23 protein-coding genes and 1 tRNA gene are annotated in these 24,311 nt (G+C 68.1%); 12 read left to right on the forward strand and 12 right to left on the reverse strand.

Translation table 11 applies throughout. The annotated features are described in order from the left end of the window. The coding region (gene radA, locus ACT3UE_RS13590; protein WP_444555325.1) for a DNA repair protein RadA at positions 1-1,373 on the reverse strand (1,373 nt) is incomplete at its 3' end. 42 nt (positions 1,374-1,415) lie between these two features. Next, on the reverse strand, positions 1,416-2,543 hold the full coding sequence (locus tag ACT3UE_RS13595; RefSeq protein ID WP_444555326.1) for an FUSC family protein: 1,128 nt from the start codon (positions 2,541-2,543) through the stop codon (positions 1,416-1,418). A 240-nt stretch (positions 2,544-2,783) separates the two neighbouring features. Between ACT3UE_RS13595 and pstS the strand changes: the two genes are divergently transcribed. From pstS to pstB, 4 genes are all read left to right on the forward strand, one after another. Then, positions 2,784-3,902, forward strand: coding sequence for a phosphate ABC transporter substrate-binding protein PstS (gene pstS / locus ACT3UE_RS13600; protein WP_444555327.1), 1,119 nt, complete (start codon positions 2,784-2,786; stop codon positions 3,900-3,902). Between the two features lie 87 nt (positions 3,903-3,989). Then, positions 3,990-4,922, forward strand: coding sequence for a phosphate ABC transporter permease subunit PstC (gene pstC, locus ACT3UE_RS13605; protein ID WP_444566878.1), 933 nt, complete (start codon positions 3,990-3,992; stop codon positions 4,920-4,922). Then, positions 4,922-6,049: a phosphate ABC transporter permease PstA gene (gene pstA, locus ACT3UE_RS13610; RefSeq protein WP_444566879.1), complete on the forward strand. Its 1,128-nt coding sequence runs from the start codon at positions 4,922-4,924 to the stop codon at positions 6,047-6,049. Before pstC ends, pstA begins: the two co-directional genes overlap by 1 nt. 27 nt (positions 6,050-6,076) lie before the next feature. Beyond that, complete coding sequence (pstB, locus tag ACT3UE_RS13615) at positions 6,077-6,856, forward strand: phosphate ABC transporter ATP-binding protein PstB (protein ID WP_444566880.1); 780 nt, start codon at positions 6,077-6,079, stop codon at positions 6,854-6,856. A gap of 129 nt (positions 6,857-6,985) precedes the next feature. Here pstB and ACT3UE_RS13620 read toward each other — a convergent pair whose 3' ends face one another. The 3 genes from ACT3UE_RS13620 to ACT3UE_RS13630 form a co-directional block, all read right to left on the reverse strand. Further along, positions 6,986-8,008, reverse strand: a complete 1,023-nt coding sequence (locus tag ACT3UE_RS13620) for an anion permease (RefSeq protein ID WP_444566881.1) — start codon at positions 8,006-8,008, stop codon at positions 6,986-6,988. Positions 8,009-8,021: 13 nt separating this feature from the next. Further along, the gene (locus ACT3UE_RS13625; protein WP_444566882.1) at positions 8,022-8,618 is read right to left on the reverse strand and encodes a hypothetical protein; all 597 of its coding nucleotides are present in this window, start codon (positions 8,616-8,618) and stop codon (positions 8,022-8,024) included. A gap of 306 nt (positions 8,619-8,924) precedes the next feature. Beyond that, positions 8,925-9,584 carry a hypothetical protein gene (locus tag ACT3UE_RS13630; RefSeq protein WP_444566883.1) on the reverse strand — a complete coding sequence of 220 codons (660 nt, stop codon included), beginning with the start codon at positions 9,582-9,584 and terminating at the stop codon, positions 8,925-8,927. A 101-nt stretch (positions 9,585-9,685) separates the two neighbouring features. Between ACT3UE_RS13630 and ACT3UE_RS13635 the strand changes: the two genes are divergently transcribed. From ACT3UE_RS13635 to ACT3UE_RS13650, 4 genes are all read left to right on the forward strand, one after another. After that, positions 9,686-9,758: transfer RNA gene (locus ACT3UE_RS13635), tRNA-Lys, on the forward strand. 292 nt (positions 9,759-10,050) lie between these two features. Beyond that, positions 10,051-11,331 carry an endonuclease/exonuclease/phosphatase family protein gene (locus ACT3UE_RS13640; RefSeq protein WP_444566884.1) on the forward strand — a complete coding sequence of 427 codons (1,281 nt, stop codon included), beginning with the start codon at positions 10,051-10,053 and terminating at the stop codon, positions 11,329-11,331. Positions 11,332-11,471: 140 nt separating this feature from the next. Next, positions 11,472-11,921: a DUF2871 domain-containing protein gene (locus ACT3UE_RS13645; RefSeq protein WP_444566885.1), complete on the forward strand. Its 450-nt coding sequence runs from the start codon at positions 11,472-11,474 to the stop codon at positions 11,919-11,921. A 40-nt stretch (positions 11,922-11,961) separates the two neighbouring features. Then, positions 11,962-12,810 (forward strand): hypothetical protein, encoded by an 849-nt coding sequence (locus tag ACT3UE_RS13650; RefSeq protein ID WP_444566886.1) that lies wholly within the window; start codon positions 11,962-11,964, stop codon positions 12,808-12,810. Positions 12,811-12,816: 6 nt separating this feature from the next. Here the strand turns inward: ACT3UE_RS13650 and ACT3UE_RS13655 are convergent, their stop codons facing one another. Further along, a complete protein-coding gene (locus ACT3UE_RS13655; protein WP_444566887.1) occupies positions 12,817-14,067 on the reverse strand; it encodes a DUF445 domain-containing protein in 1,251 nt (416 codons plus the stop codon). 105 nt (positions 14,068-14,172) lie between these two features. Between ACT3UE_RS13655 and ACT3UE_RS13660 the strand changes: the two genes are divergently transcribed. From ACT3UE_RS13660 to ACT3UE_RS13675, 4 genes are read left to right on the forward strand one after another with little or no spacing between them, the layout of a single operon-like run. Continuing rightward, a complete protein-coding gene (locus tag ACT3UE_RS13660; RefSeq protein ID WP_444566888.1) occupies positions 14,173-15,039 on the forward strand; it encodes a glycerophosphodiester phosphodiesterase family protein in 867 nt (288 codons plus the stop codon). Further along, positions 15,036-16,043, forward strand: coding sequence for an NADPH:quinone reductase (locus ACT3UE_RS13665; protein ID WP_444566889.1), 1,008 nt, complete (start codon positions 15,036-15,038; stop codon positions 16,041-16,043). Before ACT3UE_RS13660 ends, ACT3UE_RS13665 begins: the two co-directional genes overlap by 4 nt. Before the next feature lie 29 nt (positions 16,044-16,072). Beyond that, entirely contained in the window at positions 16,073-16,753 is a 681-nt protein-coding gene (locus ACT3UE_RS13670) for an AzlC family ABC transporter permease (RefSeq protein ID WP_444566890.1), read from the forward strand. Next, positions 16,750-17,061, forward strand: a complete 312-nt coding sequence (locus ACT3UE_RS13675; RefSeq protein WP_444566891.1) for an AzlD domain-containing protein — start codon at positions 16,750-16,752, stop codon at positions 17,059-17,061. Before ACT3UE_RS13670 ends, ACT3UE_RS13675 begins: the two co-directional genes overlap by 4 nt. A 13-nt stretch (positions 17,062-17,074) precedes the next feature. On the opposite strand, the gene ACT3UE_RS13680 is transcribed toward ACT3UE_RS13675, so the two are convergent. The 6 genes from ACT3UE_RS13680 to ACT3UE_RS13705 form a co-directional block, all read right to left on the reverse strand. After that, positions 17,075-17,446 carry a hypothetical protein gene (locus tag ACT3UE_RS13680; protein ID WP_444566892.1) on the reverse strand — a complete coding sequence of 124 codons (372 nt, stop codon included), beginning with the start codon at positions 17,444-17,446 and terminating at the stop codon, positions 17,075-17,077. A gap of 78 nt (positions 17,447-17,524) precedes the next feature. Next, entirely contained in the window at positions 17,525-18,820 is a 1,296-nt protein-coding gene (locus tag ACT3UE_RS13685) for an MFS transporter (RefSeq protein ID WP_444566893.1), read from the reverse strand. Between the two features lie 199 nt (positions 18,821-19,019). Next, entirely contained in the window at positions 19,020-20,153 is a 1,134-nt protein-coding gene (locus tag ACT3UE_RS13690) for an acetate/propionate family kinase (protein ID WP_444566894.1), read from the reverse strand. A gap of 11 nt (positions 20,154-20,164) precedes the next feature. Next, positions 20,165-22,237: a phosphate acetyltransferase gene (pta, locus tag ACT3UE_RS13695; protein ID WP_441380466.1), complete on the reverse strand. Its 2,073-nt coding sequence runs from the start codon at positions 22,235-22,237 to the stop codon at positions 20,165-20,167. Between the two features lie 110 nt (positions 22,238-22,347). Then, positions 22,348-23,082 carry an ABC transporter ATP-binding protein gene (locus ACT3UE_RS13700; RefSeq protein ID WP_443346316.1) on the reverse strand — a complete coding sequence of 245 codons (735 nt, stop codon included), beginning with the start codon at positions 23,080-23,082 and terminating at the stop codon, positions 22,348-22,350. A 68-nt stretch (positions 23,083-23,150) separates the two neighbouring features. Further along, a complete protein-coding gene (locus ACT3UE_RS13705) occupies positions 23,151-24,275 on the reverse strand; it encodes an ABC transporter permease (protein ID WP_444561707.1) in 1,125 nt (374 codons plus the stop codon). Positions 24,276-24,311 lie beyond the last annotated feature (36 nt).

Consider the following 24,311-nt stretch of genomic DNA (forward strand, 5'->3'; position numbering starts at 1 on the left):
CCGAAGGCCGCGCCCAGGGCCTCCTGCAGGGTGCTGACTTCACGGACCTTGAAGCCGTTGGGCACGACCCCGGGGCCGTTGGGCGAGGCGGGGACGAGCGCATAACGGAAACCCAGACGCTCGGCCTCGGTGATGCGGCGACCGATATCGGGCACCGGGCGGACCTCCCCGGCCAACCCGACCTCCCCGAAGGCAATGAATTGTGCCGGCAGGGGACGGTCCAGCTTGGCCCCCGAAATCGCCAGGGCCGTGGCCAGATCGGTCGCTGGTTCCCCCAACCGGACACCGCCGACGGTCGCGACGTAGGAATCCAGGGTGGACAGGTCCATGCCCGCCCTGGACTGGAGTACGGCCAGGATCATGGCCGTGCGCGCGGAGTCGAGCCCGCTGGTGGCCCGACGTGGCTGGGCGTTGCTCGTCTTGGCCAGCAGAGACTGCACTTCGGCGACCAGGGGCCGGCGGCCCTCCAGGGTGACCGTGACACAGGTGCCCGAAACCGGTTCCTTGGTGCGGGTGACGAAGAGTCCGCTGGGGTCCGCGAGGCCTTCGATCCCCGACTCGGTCAGATCGAAGCAGCCGACTTCATCCGTGGGGCCGTACCGGTTCTTCACGGCACGCAGCAGGCGCAGACGCGAGTGGCGTTCACCGTCGAACTGGCAGACGACGTCCACCAGGTGCTCGAGCAGTCGGGGCCCGGCAATGGAACCGTCCTTGGTCACATGGCCGACCAGGATGGTGGTCATGTTCCGTTTCTTGGCCGCGTTGATCAATGAGGCAGCAACTTCACGGACCTGGGTCACCCCGCCGGCAGCGCCTTCGACGTCCGCGGAGGACAGGGTCTGGACCGAATCGATGACCAGCAGGTCGGGGTCCAGCCGTTCGATCTGGCCCAACGCGATGCCCAGATCCGTTTCGGCAGTCAGGTAGAGGGTGTCGGAGAGGGCATCGATCCGTTCGCCACGCATCTTCACTTGGGCGGCCGATTCCTCGCCGGTGATGTACAGGACCGTGCGGTCGGTGCGGGAGGTGCGGGCCGCGACGTCGAGCAGCAACGTCGATTTGCCGACCCCCGGCTCCCCGGCCAACAGGATCACGGCCCCGGGGACCAGCCCGCCGCCCAGGACGCGGTCCAGTTCGCCGATGAGGGTCGGCCGGTAGAGGGCCAGCGAGGAGTCCACGTCGGCGATCTTCACCGCCGGGCTGGCCACGGTGGCCGCGGCCGTGGTGCGTGCGGTGACCTGACCGATCTCCTCGACGCTTCCCCAGGCTTGGCATTCACCACAGCGGCCGACCCATTTCACGGTTGTCCACCCGCATTCGGCACAGCGGTAGCTGGGGGCGTTACGGGCGCGGGTACTGCTTTTGCTGGCCATGGTTCACGATGTTATCGCCTCCGAGAGACAGTTGGGTCGGGTTCAGAGCCGGGCGAGGAAGGGGACCGCCTCGGAGTGCTCGAGTCCGGTGGCCTCCAGCAGATCCACGACCAGCGGCCGCAGCAACAGGACCAGCCCTTCGCCCTGCAGCCCGGTGGCGCCGAAGGAGGCGGGGGTCAGTCGCCCGGCGGCAGCGATCAGTTCCTCCCGTGCCGCGGTTTCGGCGCGGTCGCGTTGGGACTGCTGGGGTTCCATGACGGAGCGGGCCAGCGCGTCGACGGCATCGGCCACCTCGTCGAGGTAGACCGAGAGCTCCAGGGCAGCCTCGTCGCGCAGGGCCGCATGGGTGATGACCGAGGCCATCCGGCGGGAGAAGACCCGCAGGTTACGCATCGCCAGGTCGACTTGTCCGGCAACCCGGCGCAACCGTTGCAGCTCGCCGCGGTGGCGCCGGAAATGGGGCGAAAAGGTGGCGATCTCGTGGGCACCGGTCAGCGACGCCGGGATCTTGTCCATCAGCGGCTGGGTCCCCCGGGCCCGGACCAGGGCATGCCAGGCACGGGTGGAATCGGATTCGCGGACCGCGACGGAACATTCACGCAGGATGGCCGAGAGTTCCCGGATGAGCTGGCGCAGTTCCCCTGCGGGTTCCCGGCGCGGGTCCCGGGGGGCCAGGGCGGTGATCAGCAGGGCGCACAACCCGCCGATGATCGCGTCGGCACTGCGGGTGAATGGGCCGCCGTCCGGGGCCGGGAGCAGGACCACCAGCAGGGCCTGGACCCCGAACTGGGTGGTGAAGATGGAGCCGCTGTCCAGGAAGCGGGCGAGGATCAGCGACACGGAGACGACCGTGGCCGCCTGCCAGATCCCGGTGCCCAGCACGGTGAGCAGCAGGTCGCCGACAGCGATGCCCAGGGTGCAGCCGATGGCGACCTCCAGGACGCGACGCATCCTGGTCATGCCGCCGAAACCCAAGGCGATGACCGCCGAGGTGGCCGCGAAGAGGGGGGCCTGGTGGCCCAGGATCTTTTCGGCGATCCAATAGGCGCCGACGGCACAGACGGTGATCTGGATGATCTGCACCAGGGAGACGCGGACGCGGGCGGTCCCCGATCGCGCTCTTCGGCGCAGCCATGGGGACACTTTGCCCAGCGGTGTCGCCTTGTCCATGCCTACAGTTTGGCATGAAAGCAGGGGAAGACCCCATCGCCTTGTGATGGATCGCTCACGGAGCGCGCCGAGGGCCGTAGACCCTCGTCAACGACGGGTTTTCCGCGGCTGGGCCGGGAAGGGCCGATCCGCGTTAACCTGTTGTTCACCCGGGCCGGGACCGTTCTTCACTTCCGCTGCCTAGCGTCGTAGATACACCGAAGCAGCAGCCACCGTCGCAGCAGAAGAAGGAATGACCACGTGAAGCTTTCCCGCACCACCCAGATCGCCTCAGTACTTTCCGTCGCAGCCCTGGCCTTGACCGCCTGTGGCTCGGACAACCCCACCGGCAGCACCGAAGGCTCGGGCGGTTCGTCGCAGGAGAGCAGCAAGGCCGTCACCGGCACGCTGACCGGTATTGGTGCCTCCTCGCAGAAGGCGGCCATGGACGCCTGGAAGTCGGGGTTCGAATCCACCGGCGAGGGGGCGAAGGTCCAGTACTCCCCGGACGGCTCCGGCGCCGGGCGCAAGGCCTTCCTGGCCGGTGGCGCACAATTCGCCGGCTCGGATGCCTACCTCTCCGACGAGGAATTCGAATCCTCCAAGGACGTGTGCGGCCCAGCGGGGGCCTTCGACATCCCGGCCTATGTCTCCCCGATCGCCGTGGCCTACAACCTCGAAGGCGTCGAGGGGCTCAAACTGGATGCGAAGACCATCGCCGCGATCTTCGCGCTGGAGGTCACCACCTGGAACGATCCGGCGATCGCCGATCAGAACGAAGGCGTCGACCTGCCCGATACCAACATCACCGTGGTGCACCGCAACGACGAATCGGGGACCACCGAGAACTTCACCCAGTACCTCTCGGCCACCGCCGGGGACACCTGGACGTACGAGGAATCGGGGGACTGGCCCTCCGACCTGCAGTCCGAGAACGCCAAGGGAACCGCGGGCGTCGTCTCCACCACCACCTCGACCCCGGGGGCCATCACCTATGCCGATGCCTCCGCCGTCGGGGAATTGGGGACCGTTGCGGTCAAGGTGGGCGAGGATTACACCGAGTTGTCCGCCGAAGCGGCAGCCAAGGCCGTGGAAAGCGCCGAACCGGTCACCGGCCGCTCGGACGTGGACATGGCCCTGGAACTGAAGCGCGACACCACCGAATCGGGGGCCTACCCGATCAGCCTGGTCAGCTACCACATCTACTGCAGCAGCTACCCGGACCAGGAGACCGTGGATCTGGTCAAGGCCTGGGGCAACTACGTCGTGGGCGCCGAAGGCCAGCAGGCCGCCGCCGACTCGGCAGGCAGTGCCCCGCTATCCGAACCGCTGATGGAACAGGCCCACGAAGCCATCGATTCCATCGAGGTAGCCTCCTAGCAGGCATCGAGAACACCCATCCGGCCCGGAATCCAGGAATTCCCCTCCACCATGGAATCCGGGCCACCACGGACCGAAAGGTCGCATATGACAACCAACGCGCTGACGTCGGGACCCGGTTCGGGCAGGACCGGAGACCGGGTCTTCTCCACGGCCGCGAGGTCCGCGGGCATCCTGATCCTGCTCACCCTCTTCGCCGTCGCCCTGTTCCTCTTCGTCCAGGCACTCCCCGCCTTCACCGCGGACCCGGCAGACCTCTCCGGGGGACAGGGGTTCTTCTCCTACATCTGGCCGATCGTCATCGGCACCGTGATCGCCGCGGCCATCGCCATCGTGCTGGCCACCCCGGTGGGACTGGGCGTGGCCCTGTTCATCTCGCATTATGCCCCGCGCAAGCTGGCCGCACCGCTGGGCTACGTCATCGACCTGCTGGCCGCCATCCCCTCGGTGATCTACGGGATCTGGGGCTACCTGGTGCTCGCCCCGGTCCTGGTTCCGGGCTATGAATGGCTCAACCAGCACCTCGGATTCCTTCCCGTCTTCGGCGGCCCGGTCTCCCAGACCGGCAAGACGATGCTCACCGCGGGGGTCGTGCTGGCGGTGATGGTCCTGCCGATCATCACCTCCCTCTCGCGGGAGATCTTCCTGCAGGCCCCCGGACTCCATGAAGAAGCGGCGCTGGCCCTGGGGGCCACCCGCTGGGAGATGATCCGCATGTCGGTGTTGCCGTTCGCCCGCGCCGGGATCATCTCGGCGGTCATGCTCGGCCTGGGCAGGGCCCTGGGGGAGACCATGGCCGTGGCGCTGGTCCTGTCGACCGGAACGTTGATCCCCTCGCTGATCAAGTCCGGCAACCAGACCATCGCCGCCGAAATCGCGCTGAACTTCCCCGAGGCCTTCGGGTTGCGGATGTCCGAACTCATTGCGGCGGGCCTGGTGCTGTTCGTCATCACCCTGGCCGTGAACATGATCGCCCGCTGGATCATCAGCCGCCACCAGCAATTCTCGGGAGCCAACTGATGACCAATGCGACCCTGACCCCCGTACCCGCCGCCCCGGTCGCGAACCGGCGCAACCGGCTCTCCAAGGGGCGCCTGCCCCGCTGGGCGATCCCCGTCGTCGGACTCTCGGCCCTGGTCCTGGGGGCCGCCGGATCCACGCTGGGCGGCTTCTCCATCGCCTCGATGCTGATCTACACGGCACTGCTGTTCGTCGTCGGGGCCACCGCGGTCACCGTCATCGTGGAGGGCCGCCGGCAGGGAACCAACTCGTTCTTCACCTACCTCATCCACGGTTGCTTCATCCTGGCCCTGATCCCGTTGATCTCCGTGCTGTATACGGTGCTCGAACGCGGGCTGCCCGGAATGACGTCGAACTTCCTGTTCACCTCGATGAACGGCATGACCGGGGCCGTGGACAACCAGTCGGTGGCCGACGGGACCCCGGTCCTCGGCGGCGCCTACCACGCGGTGGTCGGGACCTTGCTGATCACGGCGTTCTCGACGATCATTTCGGTGCCCATCGGGATGCTCGCGGCGATCTACCTGGTCGAATACGGGCAGGGCAAGGCGCTCAGCCGGGGGATCACGTTCTTCGTCGACGTGATGACCGGGATCCCCTCGATCGTGGCGGGCCTCTTCGCCGGAGCCCTGTTCGGGATCCTCTTCGGCCCCTCCACCCGGATGGGCATCGTCGCCGCCGTCGCCTTGTCGGTGTTGATGATCCCCACGGTGGTCCGTTCCACCGAGGAGATGCTCAAGATCGTACCCAACGAACTCCGGGAGGCGTCCTACGCCCTGGGGGTACGCAAATGGCGCACCATTGCCCAGGTCGTCATCCCCACGGCGATCTCCGGGATCGCCTCGGGAGTCACCCTGGCCATCGCCCGGGTCATCGGCGAGACGGCACCGATCCTGGTCACCGCCGGGCTGGCCAACAACATCAACTTCAACGTCTTCAGCAACTGGATGGCCACGTTGCCGACGTTCATCTACTACCAGATCCTCAGCCCCACCTCGCCGACGAACATCGACCCCAGCGCCCAGCGCGCCTGGGCAGCTGCCCTGCTGCTGATCATCATGGTCATGGTCCTGAATCTCGGCGCCCGGCTGATTGCCCGGGTCTTTTCCCCCAAGACCGGCCGCTAGGGCCGAAGAACACCGAAGGAACCCCTCATGTCCAAACGCATCGACGTCTCAGACCTCAACGTCTACTACGGCAACTTCCGGGCCGTGGCGGACGTGAACATCGAAATCGGCGCCAAGTCGGTCACCGCCTTCATCGGCCCCTCCGGCTGTGGCAAGTCCACCTTCCTGCGCACCCTGAACCGGATGCATGAAGTCATCCCCGGTGCCACCGTCGAGGGCCAGGTGCTGCTCGACGGGGACAACCTCTACGACCCCGGGGTCGACCCGGTCACCGTGCGCAGCCAGATCGGCATGGTCTTCCAACGCCCCAACCCCTTCCCGACGATGTCCATCCGCGACAACGTGCTGGCCGGGGTGAAGCTCAATGCCCGCAAGATCTCCCGGTCCGACGCCGATGACCTGGTCGAGTCCTCGCTGCGCGCCTCCAACCTGTGGAACGAGGTCAAGGACCGGCTCGACAAGCCCGGCTCCGGGCTTTCGGGCGGCCAGCAGCAGCGCTTGTGCATTGCCCGGACCATTGCGGTCAAACCCGGGGTGATCCTCATGGACGAACCGTGCTCGGCCCTGGACCCGATCTCCACGCTGGCGATCGAGGACCTGATCAACGAGATGAAGAACGACTACACGGTGGTCATCGTCACGCACAACATGCAGCAGGCGGCCCGGGTGTCCGATAAGACGGCCTTCTTCAACATCGCCGGCACCGGCAAGCCGGGCAAGCTCATCGAATACGACGATACGGCCACGATCTTCTCCAACCCGTCCGTCAAGGCCACCGAGGACTACGTCTCCGGCCGATTCGGATGACCAGACGGTTCCCGCCGCGGGTCAGCGCGTGGCGGGAACGGCCCCGGAGGGGGAATCTCCGGGGGATCCCCAGTGGATCGAACACGGATGCGGGGTACCTTCCGGTGCCCCGCCTCGGTGTCTCGGGCGTCAGCCTGCCCAGCCCAGCAGGGGGTTGATCGCCAGGAAGAGCACCCCGGCGGCGGCAATGCAGGTCACCGGGGTGGTCACCCAATACAGCACGACGGAGACCACGCGCCTCCATGCCACCGATTCGTAGCGTTGGTTGGCCCCCGACCCCACGATGGAGCTGGTCACCGCCTGGGTCGTGGACAGCGGCATGTTCAGGGCGATCGCCCCGATGAACAGCATGGAGGCGGATACCGCCTGGGCGCCCATGCCCCGTAGCGGGTCGATCGCCACCAGCCGGTAGGCGATCGTGTGGGTGATGCGCCACCCCCCGCACAGCACTCCGACCCCCAGGCAGCCTGCCGCGAGGGCCTGCGCCCAGAAGGGGATGCCCGAGGGGGTGGCCGTCTGCCCGGCCACCAGGGCCAGGGTGAGCATCGCCGCGGTGCGCTGGCCGTCCTGCAGGCCGTGGCCCAGGGCCACGGCCCCGGTGGTGACCGACTGTCCCAGCCGCCCGATGGTGTTCACATCCGAGGAACTGGAGTTGCGCAGCAGCCAGGTCAGCGGGATGACCACCAGGAAGGACAAGGCAAAGGCGATGACCGGGGTCAGCAGCAGCGGGATGAGCACGCCGCCGACGAGCATCCGGGTGACCCCCTGGGCGCCGTCCCCGCCGAGCAGGGCCGAGGCCCCGCTGGCCCCGGCGAACCCGGAGATCACCGCCTGCGTCGAGGACATCGGCATGGCCCGGTACCAACAGAACAACCCCCAGCCGCCGGCGGCCAGGACGGCGGTGAGCAGGATCGCCAGACCGGTGGCCCCGTCCGGGACGTTCAGGTCGGCGGCGGAGACCAGGGAACTGCCGAAGGTCGTACTGAGCAGGGTACCCACGACGGTGAAGAACGCGGCCAGTACGACGGCGATCGAGGGGGTCAGGGCCCGGGTGCGCACTGCGGCGGCCACGGAGTTGGAGGCGTCGCGGAAGCCGTTGAGGAATGCGAAGGCGCAGATCGCGGCGAAGACGCACCACAGCAGCAGGGTCATGGGCCCGTCCTGCTCAGGATTCCTTGACCAGGACGCGCCCCAGATGGTCGGCGACCGCCCGCAGCGAGTCCACCGAGGCCTGCAGCTGTTCGGCGACCGCCCGGTGGCGCAGGATCGAAGAGGCCTTGGACAAATCGGCAATCTCCCCCAGCCAAGCCCGGTGGGTGCGGTGGGAACGGCGGCTGAGCCGGATCATCTGGATCCAGACATCCTCCAGGTCGTCGGGATGCTGGAGCCTGGCCAGCGCCTCGTTGGTCATCTCCGATTGGCGTCCGAGCATCTCCAGTTGTTCCGCGGCCCGCCGGGAGACCCCGGCCACCGATGTCGTCACCAGCAGGTCACCGGCCCCGCAGAGTTCACCCACGGCGTCGTGGAGCAGACGGGAGAAGGTGTAGAGGTCCTCGCGCGGTAGCGGGTTCACGTAACTGGTGCGCAGGTGGGTGAGTAGGCCGTGATGCAGATCCGTGGCCCGCTGTTCGAACTGCTCGAGTTCGCGGATCAGGCCCGGCTGGTCCTCGGCGGGGGCACCCAGGAGTTCCGAAAGGGTCTCCACGCAATGGCGGACAGTGGTGCCCAGTTCCTGCAGCAGTTCCAGTCCACGCGTCTCCACGGGAAACAACCTGAATTTCACGAAGCTCTACCGCCGGCCTCTGGTGGGTGGACGAATGATTGCGTCCCAGTCTACGCACGGCCGGCCACGGAGTGGACCGGAGGAGGGGGGTGATGGTGTCGAACCGGGAGCACCTCTCGGCGGAAGGCCGCTCGAAGCGGCTGAATTTTGGAACCCGGGGCTACCGCGGTCCGACACCGCCTCCAGTTTTCTCCGTCGCCCCCGACTCTGTCAACACGGCGTCTCGTGGGGTGGGATGCCCGGGACCGGGCCCGGCAGCGGGAAACAGGCCGGGCCGGTGCCGGATCAGATCAATTCGCCGCGGCGCCAGGCCATGGCTGCCGCTTCCAGATCCTCGGCCGTCTTCACCAGCAGGTCCGCGGTGCGGGTCAACCTGCTGGCCCGGTCGGCACTGGCGGCCTCCGAGGCGTCGGCATGCTCGGTCTGGCCCAAGGAGATGATTCGGCAGAAGGCCGCGGTGCGTTCCAGGGCCACGTCGAAATCGCCGTCGAAGGCCCCAGTCAGGATCGAATCGGTCATCGCCGACACCTCGTCGGCCCCCGGAGGCTCGGCCACCCCGGCGACGACGCGTGAGACGTCGGCGGTCTGCTGTCCGGCGGCGAAGTACGCGGCGTAGCGTTCGGGGTCGCGCCGGGTCGCGGTTCCGAGGGCATAGAGCCGCCAGAGGGCCCCGGGCAGCGAACGCGCAGGACTCTGCGCCCACAGTTCGGCCAGCACCTCCAGCCCTTCCTTATCGGCCAGCTTGACCAGCCGGGCGGTGACCTCGGGATCGGAGTTCGCCCGACCATGGTGGACCAACGCCTCGGCCGCCAGCTGGCCGGCCTCCGAGATGCGCGCGGGGTCGACACCACTGGCAAAGGGCTCGAAATCTGCCGGGGCGAAGGGCCTGGGGCGGTGGTGTCGGCGTCCGCCCGAGCCCGCTCCGGATGTCTGGGCGTCATTCATGCACTCGAGGATACTCCGGGCCCGGAAGCCCCGGCCACGACCTGACTGCAACGCAGGGCCGGCATTGCGTTAGGATATATACCGGCCATCATGGCCGCCGGGGGCCTTTAGCTCAGGTGGTAGAGCATCGGACTTTTAATCCGCTGGTCACGGGTTCGATCCCCGTAGGGCCCACCGCACCCCGCCCCGTCCCGCATCAGCGGGGCGGGGCGGGCTTCGTGGGGGGACCGGAGCATGAACCGGATTGGTCCATCAAGCGAAGATTTCAATACGACAACAATGCCCCACCGGGCCGCGGGGTCGGGTCTTGGCTACCGACGGGTAGCCGGATCGGCGGCATCCCGCGGAAGGACGGGGGTCGGCACCGATCCGTCCCCACGGTTCCGCGATGGTTCGCCGCACCGGATCGTGTCCACCGGCCCCGATCCCGGTTCCCGACCCGGGTCGGAGGTCCTACGCTGGTGGAGTGCGTGTCATCAAAAGGGCCCTGGGGGCCGGTCTGCTAGCCGTCGGTCTGACGGCTGCCTCCATGGTGCCCGCGCTCGCCGAAGGGGCCGACGCCCCGGACTTCCTGACCCCCGACTACCAGCGGTTCCAGGCCCAGTTGAAGCCGACGGGAGATCTGACGGCCCCCGGACACGACGGCGCGTTGCGTGCCGCCGCCTTCAACTCCTCCCTCAGCCGCGGATACGCCGGCGAGCTGGCCCAGGACCTCTCCCGCGCCGGGGACGAGTCGGCCTCGGCCGTGGCGGAGGTCATCCAACGGACCAACCCCGACGTCGTGCTGCTCAGTGACTTCGACTACGACGAGGACCACGAGGCCGCCGAGGGCTTCCGCACCCACTACCTCCAGCAGGACCAGAACCAGCAGCAGGCCGTCGACTACCCCTACATGTATGTGGCCCCGACCAACCACGGCGTCCCCACCGGTGCCGACCTGGACGGCAACGGAACCGTCGGTGATGCGACCGACGGATTCGGCCACGGGGACTTCCCCGGACAACACGGCATGGTCCTGTATTCCAAGCACCCGATCCAACGCGACGGGATCCGCACCTTCCAGAACCTGCTGTGGACTTCGATGCCGGACAACCGGCTGCCCACCGGGGAGTATTCGCCGCTGGTACGCACCATCCTGCGGCTGAACAGCTCCACCACCTGGGACGTGCCCGTCACGATCGAGGGAAACACCGTGCACGTGGTGGCCGTGGATCCCGGCGCCGCCGTGGACGAGGAAGGCAATGAACACCGCCGGCGCAATGCCGACGAGATCCGGTTGATCTCCGACTACGTCGCCGGGGGCGGGGACGCCGACTACATCACCGACGACCAGGGACATAGCGGCGGATTGCCCGACGACGCGCGCTTCGTGGTCCTGGGCGACCTCGGCGTGGGCCCCGGCCAGGGGGACTCCGCCCGCTCGGCCACGAAGCAGCTGCTGGGAAACGCGGCGGTCAACGACCCGCGGCCGACCTCCCCCGGCGCTGAGGAATACGGTGCAGGAGATCCGCCGGCCCCGGACGCCGGGAAGCTTTCGGCCCCGAACCTGCGCACCTCGATCGACGGGGCCGCCGGGGCGCTGCGCAGCGATTACGCCCTGGCCTCGATCAGCCTGGACGTCGCCGGGGCCGGGGTGTTCTGGCCTTCCGCCAGGCAACCGGGTCGGGCCCTGGTCTACGGCGATCCCGCCCCCAGCGGAAACCACCGCCTGGTCTGGGTCGACATCGACCTCCCCGTCTCCGACTAGCAGCGGCGCACCACCGCACGAACCCTGCGTGGTGGACCTCACAGGGCGGAATCCACCGATTGGTTGATCACCGCCCGGGGCCCGGCGGGAAGAGTTGATGGTAGGCAATCAGCCTCAACCATCAACGAAAGGCCATCGAAGTGCTCCGCCTTCTCTACACGTCCTTCACCTTCGCCGTCGTCGGCGTCCTGTCCGGATTGTTCTACCGGGAGCTGACGAAGGCCAACGACTTCACGGACCGCTCCGCCACACAACTACCCCTGGTCCATACCCACTTCCTGGTCCTGGGGTTCATCGTCTTGCTGATCGTGATGATCCTGGAGCGGGTCCTGCACGTCTCCGCGGCCGCCCCGAAGCTGTCCAACTGGTTCTTCTGGACCTGGACCGTCGGCGTGGCCATCACCGGCGGGATGATGCTCGTCAAGGGCACCCTGGCCGTCCAGGGCTCCGACGTCTCGTCCCCGGCCTTGAGCGGGATCGCCGGACTGGGACATATCCTGTTGACCGTCGGCGTCGTCCTGCTATTCCTGGCCCTGCGCAAGGCAGTTCTCGCCGTGCAGAAGGCCCCCCGCGCGACGGTTTCGCTCTGATGTTCCGGCAGGGAGGGGACAGGGCCCCTAAAATCGGTATATGAAGGAAAAAATCACTGCAGCGGTCCTGGGCCCGGACGGAAAACCCGTCGCCGGAATCCAGGGGGCGATCGTCAGGGCCATCGGCGTCCAGCGCCCCCTGGTGGTGGCCTATCTGCGCCGTTTGCAGCGCAAGCACCCCCGGGCGGACGGGCCGGAACTGGCCCGTCTGATCAAACGCGACTACATGGTGGCGGTCACCGGCGGTGGCGCTGCCGTCGGGGCCTCCGCGGTCGTGCCCGGGATCGGCACGGCGGCATCATTGGGCCTCTCTGCGGCGGCTACGGTCGGCTTCCTGGAAGCCAGCGCCCTCTACGCCCAGTCGCTGGCCGAGCTGCACGGGATCACCACCGAGGACCCGGACAAGGCCCGGGTGATGGTGATGGCCATCCTGATGGGGGAGGAAGGCAGTGCGATGATCTCCGCCCTGACCCACCAGGCGGCAGGGCGCGGGGTGGGGCCGGTGAAGGGCTGGGGCTCGGTCTTCGGCAACGGGAAGTCGTCGGGGGCCTGGGGCGCCATCGGCGCCCAGGTGCAGAAGCGCTTCCTGCGCAAGATCCTGGCCACCCAGGGGGCTTCGATCATCGGCCGGGCGATCCCCTTCGGGCTCGGTGCCGCCGTGGGGGGCGTGGGCAACCGGTTCCTGGGCCGCAAGGTCGTCGAATCCGCGTCACTGGCCTTCGGGCCCGTCCCCACCACGATTCCCGGGGGGCTGGCCCCACGAAAGGTCCTCAGCCAGGCGGTCGACCCGGCCCGCGCGGAGGACGGCGCAGCCCTGGAAGCCGCCCGGACCGCCGTCGAGCGGGCCATCGAGCAGGAGCGGCACCGCCGCGCCTCCGACGGCCGGTAGGCCCCGTCAGCCCAGGAAGGTGTTCGCGGCGATGAAGATCGCCAGACCCGCCAGGGAGCCGACGACGGTCCCGTTGATCCTGATGAACTGCAGGTCCCGGCCCACCTGCAATTCGATCTTCCGGCTTGTCTGGACCCCGTCCCACCGGGCCACGGTGTCCCCGATCAGCCCCGAGATCTGCTCACGGTAGGTGTGGACCAGATAGCCGACGGCCGTGGTGATCCACCGGTCGATCTTTGCCGCCAGCACCGTATCGGTGCGCAACCGCGAACCCAGGTCCATGACCGCCCGCACGAAGGACAGGCGCAGGGCGGATTCCGGGTTCTCCAGGGCATCGAGCAGCGCCGCCTTGATGGACTCCCAGCCGGTGGCCACCGCCTCGTGCAGCTGCGGATCGTCCAGGATGCTGTGCTTGAGCGCCTCCACCTGGGCGATCGTGTCCGGGCGGTGCTGCATGTCCCGTGCGAATTCGGCCAGCCAGTCGTCGACGCTGCGGCGCAGCCGATGATCCGGATCGTTCCGGACGGCGTCGGTGAAGGCCGCCAGCTCGCGGTGCAGTCGTTCCCCCACGAAGGTATCCATCATCGACGGCAACCAGGCGGGGGAGCGTTCGGCGACGAGCTGGACCACCGTCCGGCGGTTCACGGCCACCCAGTCGGCCACCCGGTCGGCCAACAGGTCCACGACGGGGCGTTGGTGTCCGTCGCGCAGGACCAGTTCGAGCATCCGCCCCAGGGTGGGGGACCATTCGGGGGCCAGCATGTGCTTGCGGGCCAGGGACTCGGCCAACGCCAGCACGTCCTCGTCGTTGACCACCGAGAGCAGGGCCCGGACCACCGTCGAAGCCTCGACGGCCACCCGTTCGGCATTGCCTGCCTCGCTGAGCCACGCCCCGGCGGGGGCCGCGAAGGACAGCGAAGCGAGTTTGGTGCCCACCACCTCGTCGGAGAGGAAGTTCTCCTCGATGAAGCCGCCCAGGCTCTCACCGATCTGGTCCTTCTTGCGTGGGATGATCGCCGTATGCGGGATCGGCAGTCCCAACGGGTGACGGAACAGCGCGGTGACGGCGAACCAGTCGGCCAGGGCCCCGACCATCCCGCCCTCGGCCGCCGCCCTGACGTATTGGAGCCACCCATGGGACTCCTGCAGGGCGAAGGACACCGCGAACAGGACCGCCATCCCGATCAACAATCCCGTGGCAATGGCTTTCATGCGCCGCAGCGCTGTGGACCGTTCGACGTCGGAGATCAGTGGCATGGGGGTCCAATCGGTGGGGTGCCTCGGTGGCGCTTCCACGATAGTTCACCGGCTCGCCCGGGATCGCGCCAACGAGCCCGGGGGCCATCGCGTAGCGTGAGGACCATGCACCATGTCTATGCACATCGCGGATCCAGCGCCGCCTACGCGGAAAACACCCGGGCCGCCTACCTGCAGGCGATCGCCGACGGTGCCGACGGGATCGAATGCGACGTCCACCTCACCCGTGACGACCGGATCGTCTGCCATCACGACCAGACCGTGGACCGCACCTCCAACGCCTCGGGGCGGATCTCCTCGTTCACGCTGCAGGAACTGCGGGAGCTGGACTTCGCCTCCTGGAAGGGCCGCGAAATCCCGGCCGCCTACGGGGGGCTGCATGATCAACTGCTGACCCTGGGTGAACTGGTGGACCTGGCCGCCACCGCAGGGCGGTCGATCGGCCTGGCCATCGAGATCAAGCACCCCAGCGAATTCGGGCGCGGACTCGAGGACGCCGTCCTGGAGGAACTGACCGCGCTGGGCTGGGAAGCCACCACCTCGAGGATCGGGGACGTCACGGTCAGCTTCATGTGCTTCGATGCCGGGTCGGTGCGTCACCTCGGCCGGAGGGTTCCCGCCGAGGTCCTGTGCCAACTGGTCACCGGGGAGAACCAGAAGAAGGTCGCCGGCCTCGCCGAACGCGGGGATGAGCTCGGTGCGCGGGTCGCCGCCGTCGTCTACGGCTCGGCCCGGGAAGGGGTCCCGGCCATCGAGGTGGGGATCGCCGGCCTGGCCGGCCCCGGGGTCGCCTGGGTGCGCCGGCACGAGGACACCGTGCGGGGCTGGCTCGATGCCGGAACCGGGCTGCGGGTGTGGACGGTTGACGAGGAGGCCGACATCAGGTTCCTAGCCCGGCTGGGGGTCCAGGAGATGACCAGCAACGATCCGAAGCACACCCGCGCCGTCCTGGATTCGCTGGCCCGGGCGTGAACACCGGGGCAGGAACGGTCCGGGCCGTCGGCATCGACCGGCTGACCGATACCGCGGGGATCCACCCGCTACGGCTGCCCGCCCCGGTCTGCGGGCCGGCCCAGGTGGTCCTGGGGGTGGAGGCCGTCGCCGTGAACCACGTGGACACCTTCGTCCGCTCCGGGGTCTACGCCACGGAACTGGACTTCCCCGTGGCGGTCGGCCGGGACGCGGTGGGCACCATCGAGGCCGTAGGTGCGTCGGTGACCGGCCTGCAGGTGGGGCAGCGGGCCTGGACCAACAGCCTCGGCTTCGCCGGCCGGCCCGGGGCGACCGCCGAGCGGGTCGCCGTCGAGGCCGAAAGGATCTACCCGCTTCCCGCGGGCGTGGACCCGGCTACTGCCGCTGCGGCACTGCATCCGTGCACGACGGCGGCCCTGGCGGTCCAACGCCACGGGAACCCGGACCCCGGGGACAGCGTCTACATCGCCGGGGGTGCCGGACAGGTCGGGTCGGCGGCCATCGTGCTGGCCGTGGCCGGCGGGGCCCGGGTGCTGGCCTCGGCCTCCGCCGAGGATGCGCACTATTGCCGCGGGTTCGGCGCCGGGACCGTGCTGGACTACCGCGACCCGGATCTGGTGGCCCGGCTGGCGCAGGCCGCGCCCGAAGGCCTCGACGTGCAGATCGACACCGCAGGACATAACGACCTGGCGGCGGCGGTGAAGCTTGCTGCCCCCCGTGGACGGATCGTCCTGCTCGCCGGGCCCGGCACGGAAGCCGTCCTGCCCGTGGGGCAGCTGTACATGCGCGACGCGAGCCTGCGCGGCTTCGCGATCAGCAACGCCACCGTCGCCGAACTGGCCGACGCGGCCAACACCGTGAACACCCTGCTGGCCACCGGCGCCTGGGCGCCCCGGCAGGTGGACCTGGGGTCCTTTAACGATGCCGGGTGGGCGCAGGCACGGCTGGAATCGGGGCAGAACCGCGGCACGCGAATCGTCCTGCAGCCGGAGGCCCGACCCTGACGCGGCCGGCGCGTGGATAGACTGCCGAGGTGAAGTTCAGCCAGTCCCCTGCCGTGAAGACGGGCCTGTCCATTGCCGTGGCGACGGGCCTCTACGGCATCTCCTTCGGCGCGCTCGCCGTGGCGTCCGGGCTGGGCTTCTGGCAGACCGTGGCGCTGAGCGCCCTGATGTTCACCGGAGGATCGCAATTCGCGTTCATCGGGGTCGTCGCCGGCGGAGGCGCCGGTTCGGCGGCCTTCGGGGCCGCGACCCTGTTGGGGATCCGCAACATCATCTACGGGATGCAGATGAACTCCATGGCCCGCCCCACCGGGTGGCGCAAGGCGGCCGCCGCCCACGTGACCATCGATGAATCCACGGCCACCGCCGTCGTGCAGGAGGACCTGAGAGAGGTCCGCCGCGGTTTCTGGACCGCCGGGCTGGGGATATTCATCCTGTGGAACCTGTTCACCGTCGCCGGGGCCCTGCTCGGCGACGCCCTGGGCGACCCGAAGGCCTGGGGGTTGGACGGGGCCGCCGTCGCCGCCTTCCTGGCCTTGTTGTGGCCACGGCTGGCCTCACGGGATCCGGTGGCGATCGCCGTGGTCTGCGCGGTGGCCACCGTGCTGGCCGTCCCGTTCGTACCCCCGGGCGTCCCGATCCTCATTGCGGCGTTGGTCGCCGGAGTGTGGGGTTGGATCGGGCACCAGGGCAAGGAGGCGCGCGCATGAGCCTGTGGTGGTGGATCCTGGCCGCCTGCGTGGTGGCCTATCTGTCCAAGCTCTCCGGCTATCTGGTGCCGGCCAGGATCCTGGACAAACCGCGCATGGGCCGGGTGGCCGGGACGCTGACCATCGGACTGTTGGCGTCGCTGACGGCCGTGAACACCTTCGCCAACGGTCAGGAGCTGGTCCTCGACGCCCGGATCGGCGCCCTGCTGGCCGCGGGGATCGCGCTGCTGCTGCGCGCCCCGTTCCTGGCGGTCGTGATCGTCGGGGCGGTGGCGGCGGCACTGCTGCGGCTGGCCGGAATGCCCTAGCCGGGAGGGACGTTCAGTCGTGCTGCCCCCGGCGCTGCCGGGCGAGGGCGGCCAGCACGAAGAACACGGCAATGAATCCCAGCTCCAGCAGGCAGAGGATGATCACGGCGATCCAGGAGGACCGGCCGATGAAGATGATCGCCCCCATCACCAACAACAGGGTGGCCATGATCAGGACGAGCCAGGCGAAGCCCAGCACCGCGCGGGCACTGCGCATGCCGGTACGGAAACCGAATCCCTCCGGGACGGGCCCGGCCCCGTGGAACTCGGTGGATCCGTTGGCGTAGTGGCCTTCGGCCGGCCCCGGGGGCTTCCCCGCCCGGATCCCGTACCTCGGTTCGTCGGGCTCGTCAGGTGAGCGCGGATGCTCCAGCCATGACGGCATGACGATCGCCTCCTTGGGTGGCGTGCTTCATGGTCCAAGTCTGCCTCATTGCCGCGTCCATGGCACGGACTGCTTCCATCAGGCCCAATCGGAGGGTTTGCCGACCTGGCGGAAGGCCGAGGAGGAGAACAGCAACACCAGCGCGGCACCGAACAGGGCCACTCCTGCATACAGGGCGAGCCGGAGGTTTCCCCCGTGGATCAACCAACCGGCAGCCAACGGGGACAATGCCGACAGGCCCATGTTCAGGACCGTGAGGGTCGACCCGGCACGGCCCTGGAAATGGATCGGGATCACCGTGAAGACGTAGCCGCTGATGGCCGCGCCCGTGGCGGGGGTGGCCAGGCCCAGGATGGTGAACCAGAGGAAGAGGAACGCGTATTGATGGAAGAACACCAGCCCGACGATGCCCACCATGGCGGTGGTCAGGGAAATCAAGACCAGCGTCGGGACGCGCATCTTGGGGACGACCATGCCACCGAGGATGGCTCCGCCCAGCAATGCCAGTGCCGTGGCGCCATTGACCCAGGCGATGAGCAGGGGGTCGACTTCCCGGGAGACCAGATCCAGTTGGATGGTGAAGACCACCAGGGTCAACCCTCCGTTGAGCGCAGTCGAGGCCAGGGCGGCGGCGCGTAACGCCGGGTTGGAGAACACGATGCGAAACCCCGAGGAAATATCCTTCGGGACCCTCTTGAGGCCGGCCCCGATCCGGGAGATCCGGGCCTTCCCGGTAGCGGGGGACGGGTCTTCGGTCTCCTCGTCATAGGGGAACAGGTCGGCTTGGATCCGTTGGGCCGAGAGCAGCAGGACCAGGAGTGCGACGGCGGAGAAGGCGAAGGGAAGCCAGGGCGCGAAGGCGTAGAGCACGGCACCGAAGGGGCCGCCGGCGATCTCGAGGGCCGCGTCCCGCCCCTGGTTGACCGATTGTGCGCGAGCGAAGTTGCCGCCGCTGACGATCGAACGCAGGGCGGCATTATCGGCCATGCCGAAGAGTGACCTACCGATCGCGCCGAGCGCAACGAAAAGGACCAGGGCCGGAAAGGTCAGCAGGCCCACCGCCTGTAGCAGCGCCACCATGCCCCAGGTCAGCGCGCCCAGGCTGGCGCGCCAGATCATGCAGGAGCGCCGGTCGGTTCGGTCCACCAGGACTCCGCCGACCAGCACGAGCGTCACGAAGATCGCCGAACTGATGGTGATCAGCGACCCGGCCAGGACCGCTGACCCGGTGAGGGCGAACGCGAGCAGCGGCAGGGCGAGATCACGGACCGACACCGTGAGGGAGTCGCTGGTGGTGCCGGCTAGCCACCACCGGTAGTCCTTATTGGTGAAGAGCTTCTCTTCGGGGGCGGAGTCGGTGCTTTTCTCCGACATCTACCGGGCAGCCGGAACGCGTGGCATAACAGGTTTAGCGCAAGTCATGCACCACAACATACATTCGTCAGAAATGATGTCAACAGTGTCAAAAAACAGTAAAAGTTAATAACCGGGGTGGGAGGCGAGCGATTCCGGAGCTTCACTGGCGGGGCCACGGGACTGCTCCGTTGCGGCGCGGTCCCGCCCTGATCGAAAGCTAGCGCTGCGTGGCGGCCAAGGAAGCGGTCTGTGCAGCGATTTCGGACTCCTCGTCGGTGGGGACCACCAGGACGGGGATGGCCGAGTCGGGGGCGGAAATGACCCGGGGCGCCTTGCTGCGCTCGATATTGGACATCTCGTCGAGCTTGATGCCCAGGGCGCCGAGACCACCGACCACGCGCTGGCGGAACAACCAGCCGTTTTCCCCGATGCCCGCGGTGAAGACGATGGCCTGCGCGCCGCCGACGGCCACATGGTATCCGCCGATGTACTTCTGCAGCCGGTAGGCGGCGACCTCCAGGGCCAGTTCCGCCCCGTCGTCGCCCGCCGCGGCGGCCTCGACGACCGAACGCATGTCGTTTTCGCCCGAGAGCCCCTTCAGGCCCGAGTCCTGGTTGAGGATGTGGTCCATCTGCTCGGCAGTGTACTCGCCGCGGATGACCAACTGGGTGACGATCGAGGCATCGAGGTCACCGGACCGGGTGCCCATGACCAGTCCCTCGAGCGGGGTGTAGCCCATCGAGGTGTCGATGCTCTTGCCCTGGCGAATGGCGGTGATCGAGGCGCCGTTGCCCAGGTGGGCGATGACCGCACGGAAGCGCTGGCGTTCGATGCCCAGCAGTTCGGCGGCTTTGCCGGCCACGTAGTCGTGGCTGGTTCCGTGGAAGCCGTAGCGGCGGACGCCATGACGCTTATAGAGGTCATCGGGCACGGCATAGCGCCAGGCGTATTCGGGCATGGTGCGGTGGAAGGCGGTGTCGAAGACGGCCACCTGGGGGAGTTTGGGCCACTTCTCCAACAGGGCGCGGATGCCCAGTGCGGCCGCGGGGTTGTGCAGGGGAGCCAACGGTGCCAACCGCTCAATGGCGCGGACGATCTCGTGGGTGATCAGCACCGGCTCGGCGAAGCGCTCGCCACCGTGGACCACCCGGTGTCCGACGGCCTCGATCTGGCGCTCACCCAGAACCCCGCGCAGGTGTTCCTGCACGGTTTCCAAGGCGGCGGCGTGGTCGGGAACCTCCGGACCACCGATTCGTTCGACCAGACCGGCGAGCAGGATCTCATCGGTTCCGGTTTCACGGACCTGGTATTTCAGCGAGGATGATCCCGAGTTGATGACCAGTACGAGCATGGGTGGGGCTCCTAGTGTTCCTGGGCCTGGATGGCGGTGATGGCCACCGTATTGACGACGTCGTCCACGGTGCAGCCGCGGGAGAGGTCGTTGACGGGTTGATTCAGTCCCTGCAGGACCGGGCCGACCGCGACGGCGCCAGCCGATTGCTGGACCGCCTTATAGGTGTTGTTCCCGGTGTTCAGGTTCGGGAAGATGAACACCGTTGCCTGCCCGGCCACCGAGGACCCCGGCAACTTGGAGGCACCGATGGAGGTGTCCACTGCGGCGTCGTACTGGATGGGCCCATCTACTGCCAGCCCGGGTTCGCGCCGGCGCACCAGATCGGTGGCGGTACGGACCTCGTCGACGGATCCTCCGGTGCCCGAGGCGCCCGTCGAGTAGGAGAGCATCGCCACGCGGGGGTCGACCCCGAACTGCCGGGCCGTCTGGGCCGAAGCCAGGGCTATATCGGCCAGCTGGTCCGCATCCGGGTCCGGGTTGACCGCACAATCGCCGTAGACCAGAACGCGGTCCTCCATGAGCATCAAGAAGACCGAAGACACGATATCCACTCCGGGACGGGTCTTGATGAACTCCAATGAGGGGCGGATCGTGTTGGCGGTGGTGTGGGCGGCTCCGGAGACCATGCCATCCACGTGGCCCAGATGGACCATCATCGTGGCGAAATAGGAGCGGTCGAGCAGGCGCTCACGGGCCGATTCAACCGTGACACCCCGGTGGGCGCGCAACCGGGCGTATTCGGCGGCGAACCCCTCCAACAGATCGCTGCGGGCCGGATCGGTGATGGGGATGCCGTCCAGGTCGATGCCATGGGACGCAGCCAGTTCGCGGACCTCGTGGGTATTGCCCAGGATGACTAGATCGCAGATCCCGCGACGGCTGATGATCTCCGCCGCCCGCAGGATCCGCAGATCCTCGCCCTCGGGCAAGACGATCCGCTTACGCTCCGATCGTGCCCGTTCCACCAGCTGGTGCAGGAACCGCAGCGGGGTCATGGTCTCCGGGGCCGGCAGCGAGAGCCGGGCCAGCAGTTCGTCCTCGTCGACGTCCCGATACCAGGCACCCAGGGCGGCTGCCGTCTTACGCGGCTGCCCCGCGGTCAACGCCCCCGAGACCTCCCAGACCCGGTGCGCCGTGGAATAGGTGTCCTCCTCGACGGTGAAGACCGGGAAGGGGGCGGCAGCCAACAGCGGCAGGACCGAGTCCTCGATCGGCCGGGGGCCGGTGAGCAACAACCCGGCGGTGGTGGGAAAACCGGGGGTCCTGGAGGTCGCCACGGCGGTGGCCATGACGTCGGAACGGTCAGCCGGGGCGATCACCAACGAATCGTCCCGGTAGCGGTCGAGCAGATAACCCACGTTCATGGCCGCGACCAGGACATGGTCGATGTCGCGGTCCAGTTCCGGGGCACCGGCGACCAGCCGGGCGCCCAACGCCGAACTCACTTCCCCGACCGTGGGCCGGATGATCTCCGCGATCTCGGGCAGCACATACACCTTGCGGTGCCGCAGTCCCGGACGCACGGACTCCCGGATCTGATCCGCCAGCTCCGGGTCGGCCCGGTTCACGATCATCGACAGGAGGGAGACGTTTTCCTCGTAGAAACCCTTGCGGGCCAGGTCGACGGCGTCCACGGCCTCGGTGACGGTATGCTCCGCCGCGTTGATCACGCCCACCACATGGCAGCCCAGATGGTTGGCCAGCTGGGCGTTGAGCCCGAATTCCAAGGCGGCATCGTGATCGGATAGGTCGGTCCCCTCCACGATGACGACGTCGACATCGCGGGCGATCCGGCTGTAGGTATCCAGGGCCCGGGAATGGATTTCGTCGAGATTCCCGGCGACGATGAGTTCGCGGGCCTGTGCTCGGGTCATCGCGACGCCGACATGGGACTCGTCCAGATCGAAGAGATCGCGGATCAACGCGACAACGGGGTCGGTGTCCACATCGGGGCCGTCGGTGATGGGACGGAAAAAGCCGATCCTGTCGGCGTGGCGGTGCAAGAGGTCCGCCAGACCCAGGGTGACCAGTGACTTCCCGCTGGCGGGGGTGGATGCACTGACATAAATGCCGCGGGCCATGGGTCTCCTTCGAAGGCGGTCGCTGTGCCTGACCCATCGTGCCACGCCGGACGCGGCAATGCCCACGACCCCGATCACATCCGGGCGTGGGCATTGCCGCAATTTTTGGCTCAGGCCGCGGTGGTCTCAGGAGCCGTGAGCCGACCATCGCGCATCGTGGCGACGGCATCGGTCAACGGAACGAATTCGGTGTCGTGGGTGACCATGACGGTGGCGACCTGGAATTCGTCGGTGACCTGGCGCAGCAGCCTCACGATCGAGTCACTGCGGTCGTGGTCCAGTGCCGCAGTCGGTTCGTCCACGAGCAGCACCTTCGGATCCCCCATGAGGGCCCGGGCGATGTTCACGCGCTGACGTTGACCCCCGGAGAGCTGGTGCGGACGCTTATGGGCTGCCTCGTCCAAGCCGACGATCCCCAGCAGTTCGGCGGCCCTCACCCGTGCCTCCTTCACCGATTTGCCGCGTAGGTGGTCCACGATGACCAGTTGTTCCAGCGAGGTCAACGAGGCCAAGAGGTTCGGCTGCTGGAAGACGATGCCGATCTTCTCGCGTCGCAGGGTGGTCAGGTCCTGATCGGAGAGTCCGGTCGCTTCGGCCCCGTCGACGAAGACCCGTCCGGCGGTGGGACGGACCAATGTGGCAGCGGTGGCCAGGAGGCTGGACTTCCCCGAGCCGGAGGGGCCGACGAGGGAGAGCATCTGACCGGGGCGGACGGTGAGGTCGACGCCGTCCAGTGCCTTGACGGTACCCTCGCCGTCCGGGTATTCGAGGGTGACGTCGATCAGGCTCAGCGAGCCGGTGTTGGCGGTGGTGGCGGCGGGGGCGTATTCGGTGGTGATGGTCATGGGGCGTTTTCCTTTAGGCAAAGACGGAGGGGTGGTTCGGAGGGGCCGTGCCGGGACGGCCCGGGGCGTTAGTTGCCGCCCAGGGCGATTAGCGCGTCGACCTTGGTGGTGCGCCGGACGGCCAAGGCCGATCCGGCCAGCCCCAGGACGACGATCCCGAGAATGGGGAGCAGCGTCGTCGTGGCGTCCACCAGGAAGGGCGCGGCTTGGGCGGCAAAGAATCCGCCGGCGACCCCCACGGCGCCACCCAGTGCGGCGCCGGCGATCAGGACGATGGCGGCCTGGGTGATGGCATCGCGGAGGATGTATTTGCCGGAGCCGCCCAGCGCCTTGAGCACCGCGATGTCGCGGGTCCGCTGGACGGTCCAGACGGTGAGGAAGGCGACGATGACCAGGGCGGAGATGCCGTACAGGAAGGCCTGCATCATCAGCAGCGAACCGTGCTCGCTCTGATAGGCACCCAGGGCCTGGAAGGCGCCGGTGCGGGTGGTGGTCACGGTATCGGCGGCGGAGTTCGCTGCCGCCTCGTCAACGGCGGCCCCGTCGTCGTAGGTGATCGCCGTGACGGTGCCGACCTGATCGGGGTTGGACAGATGGGCGATCTTGGTCCAGGTCGGCAGGGCGGTCCAGACGACGCTGGTGTGGGAGTACCACTGGTCCTCGACCACGGAGGCGACCCGGAGCTCGGTCCCGCCCAGGGTGACCCGGTCGCCGGTGGTCACCGAGAGGTCCTCGGCGGCGGTCCGGCTCAGGACCACGGTGTCGTCCTCCACGCTGGCCGGGGTCAGCTGGCCGCCGGGGTCGACGCCGAAGACGGCGACGTTGGTGGTTCCTCCCGCGGTGTCGGCGGAGCCGGACTGCAGCCGGGTCTGGCTGATGCCCAGCGGTTCGGCGTTCTTCACGCCGTCCACGCCCTTCCAGGTGTCGACCTGGGTTTCGGTGACTTCGCTTTCGGTGAAGGACGCCTTGGGTTCCGAGGTGCCGGGGGCGCCGAAGGCGATGCTGTCCACGGGGGCGGACGTGCCGCTTTCGTGGACGGATCCGAGTTTGGCGATGGACGACGTCGATTGGTCTCCCAGGCCGGCGGTCAGGCCCGAGAGCATGACCAGCAGCAAGGTGATCAGGGCGACGACGCCGCCCATCAGGGCGAAGCGGCCCTTGGCGAAACTGATGTCACGGATGGCGAGGAACAAGGTGTACTACTTTCGGGGTCGTGGTGGCCGGATGGC

This window comes from Arthrobacter sp. 179, from assembly GCF_052379645.1.
Taxonomy (GTDB): domain Bacteria; phylum Actinomycetota; class Actinomycetes; order Actinomycetales; family Micrococcaceae; genus Arthrobacter_H.

Excerpts from the sequence above, each read along its gene's own strand:
- pstC (WP_444566878.1), top strand. The coding sequence starts at position 3,990 with ATGACAACCAACGCGCTGACGTCGGGACCCGGTTCGGGCAGGACCGGA.
- ACT3UE_RS13655 (WP_444566887.1), bottom strand. The coding sequence starts at position 14,067 with ATGCCACTGATCTCCGACGTCGAACGGTCCACAGCGCTGCGGCGCATG.
- ACT3UE_RS13630 (WP_444566883.1), bottom strand. The coding sequence starts at position 9,584 with ATGAATGACGCCCAGACATCCGGAGCGGGCTCGGGCGGACGCCGACAC.
- pstA (WP_444566879.1), top strand. The coding sequence starts at position 4,922 with ATGACCAATGCGACCCTGACCCCCGTACCCGCCGCCCCGGTCGCGAAC.
- ACT3UE_RS13595 (WP_444555326.1), bottom strand. The coding sequence starts at position 2,543 with ATGGACAAGGCGACACCGCTGGGCAAAGTGTCCCCATGGCTGCGCCGA.
- ACT3UE_RS13690 (WP_444566894.1), bottom strand. The coding sequence starts at position 20,153 with ATGCTCGTACTGGTCATCAACTCGGGATCATCCTCGCTGAAATACCAG.
- ACT3UE_RS13675 (WP_444566891.1), top strand. The coding sequence starts at position 16,750 with ATGAGCCTGTGGTGGTGGATCCTGGCCGCCTGCGTGGTGGCCTATCTG.
- ACT3UE_RS13685 (WP_444566893.1), bottom strand. The coding sequence starts at position 18,820 with ATGTCGGAGAAAAGCACCGACTCCGCCCCCGAAGAGAAGCTCTTCACC.
- pta (WP_441380466.1), bottom strand. The coding sequence starts at position 22,237 with ATGGCCCGCGGCATTTATGTCAGTGCATCCACCCCCGCCAGCGGGAAG.
- ACT3UE_RS13650 (WP_444566886.1), top strand. The coding sequence starts at position 11,962 with ATGAAGGAAAAAATCACTGCAGCGGTCCTGGGCCCGGACGGAAAACCC.
- ACT3UE_RS13680 (WP_444566892.1), bottom strand. The coding sequence starts at position 17,446 with ATGCCGTCATGGCTGGAGCATCCGCGCTCACCTGACGAGCCCGACGAA.
- pstB (WP_444566880.1), top strand. The coding sequence starts at position 6,077 with ATGTCCAAACGCATCGACGTCTCAGACCTCAACGTCTACTACGGCAAC.
- ACT3UE_RS13660 (WP_444566888.1), top strand. The coding sequence starts at position 14,173 with ATGCACCATGTCTATGCACATCGCGGATCCAGCGCCGCCTACGCGGAA.
- ACT3UE_RS13700 (WP_443346316.1), bottom strand. The coding sequence starts at position 23,082 with ATGACCATCACCACCGAATACGCCCCCGCCGCCACCACCGCCAACACC.
- ACT3UE_RS13620 (WP_444566881.1), bottom strand. The coding sequence starts at position 8,008 with ATGACCCTGCTGCTGTGGTGCGTCTTCGCCGCGATCTGCGCCTTCGCA.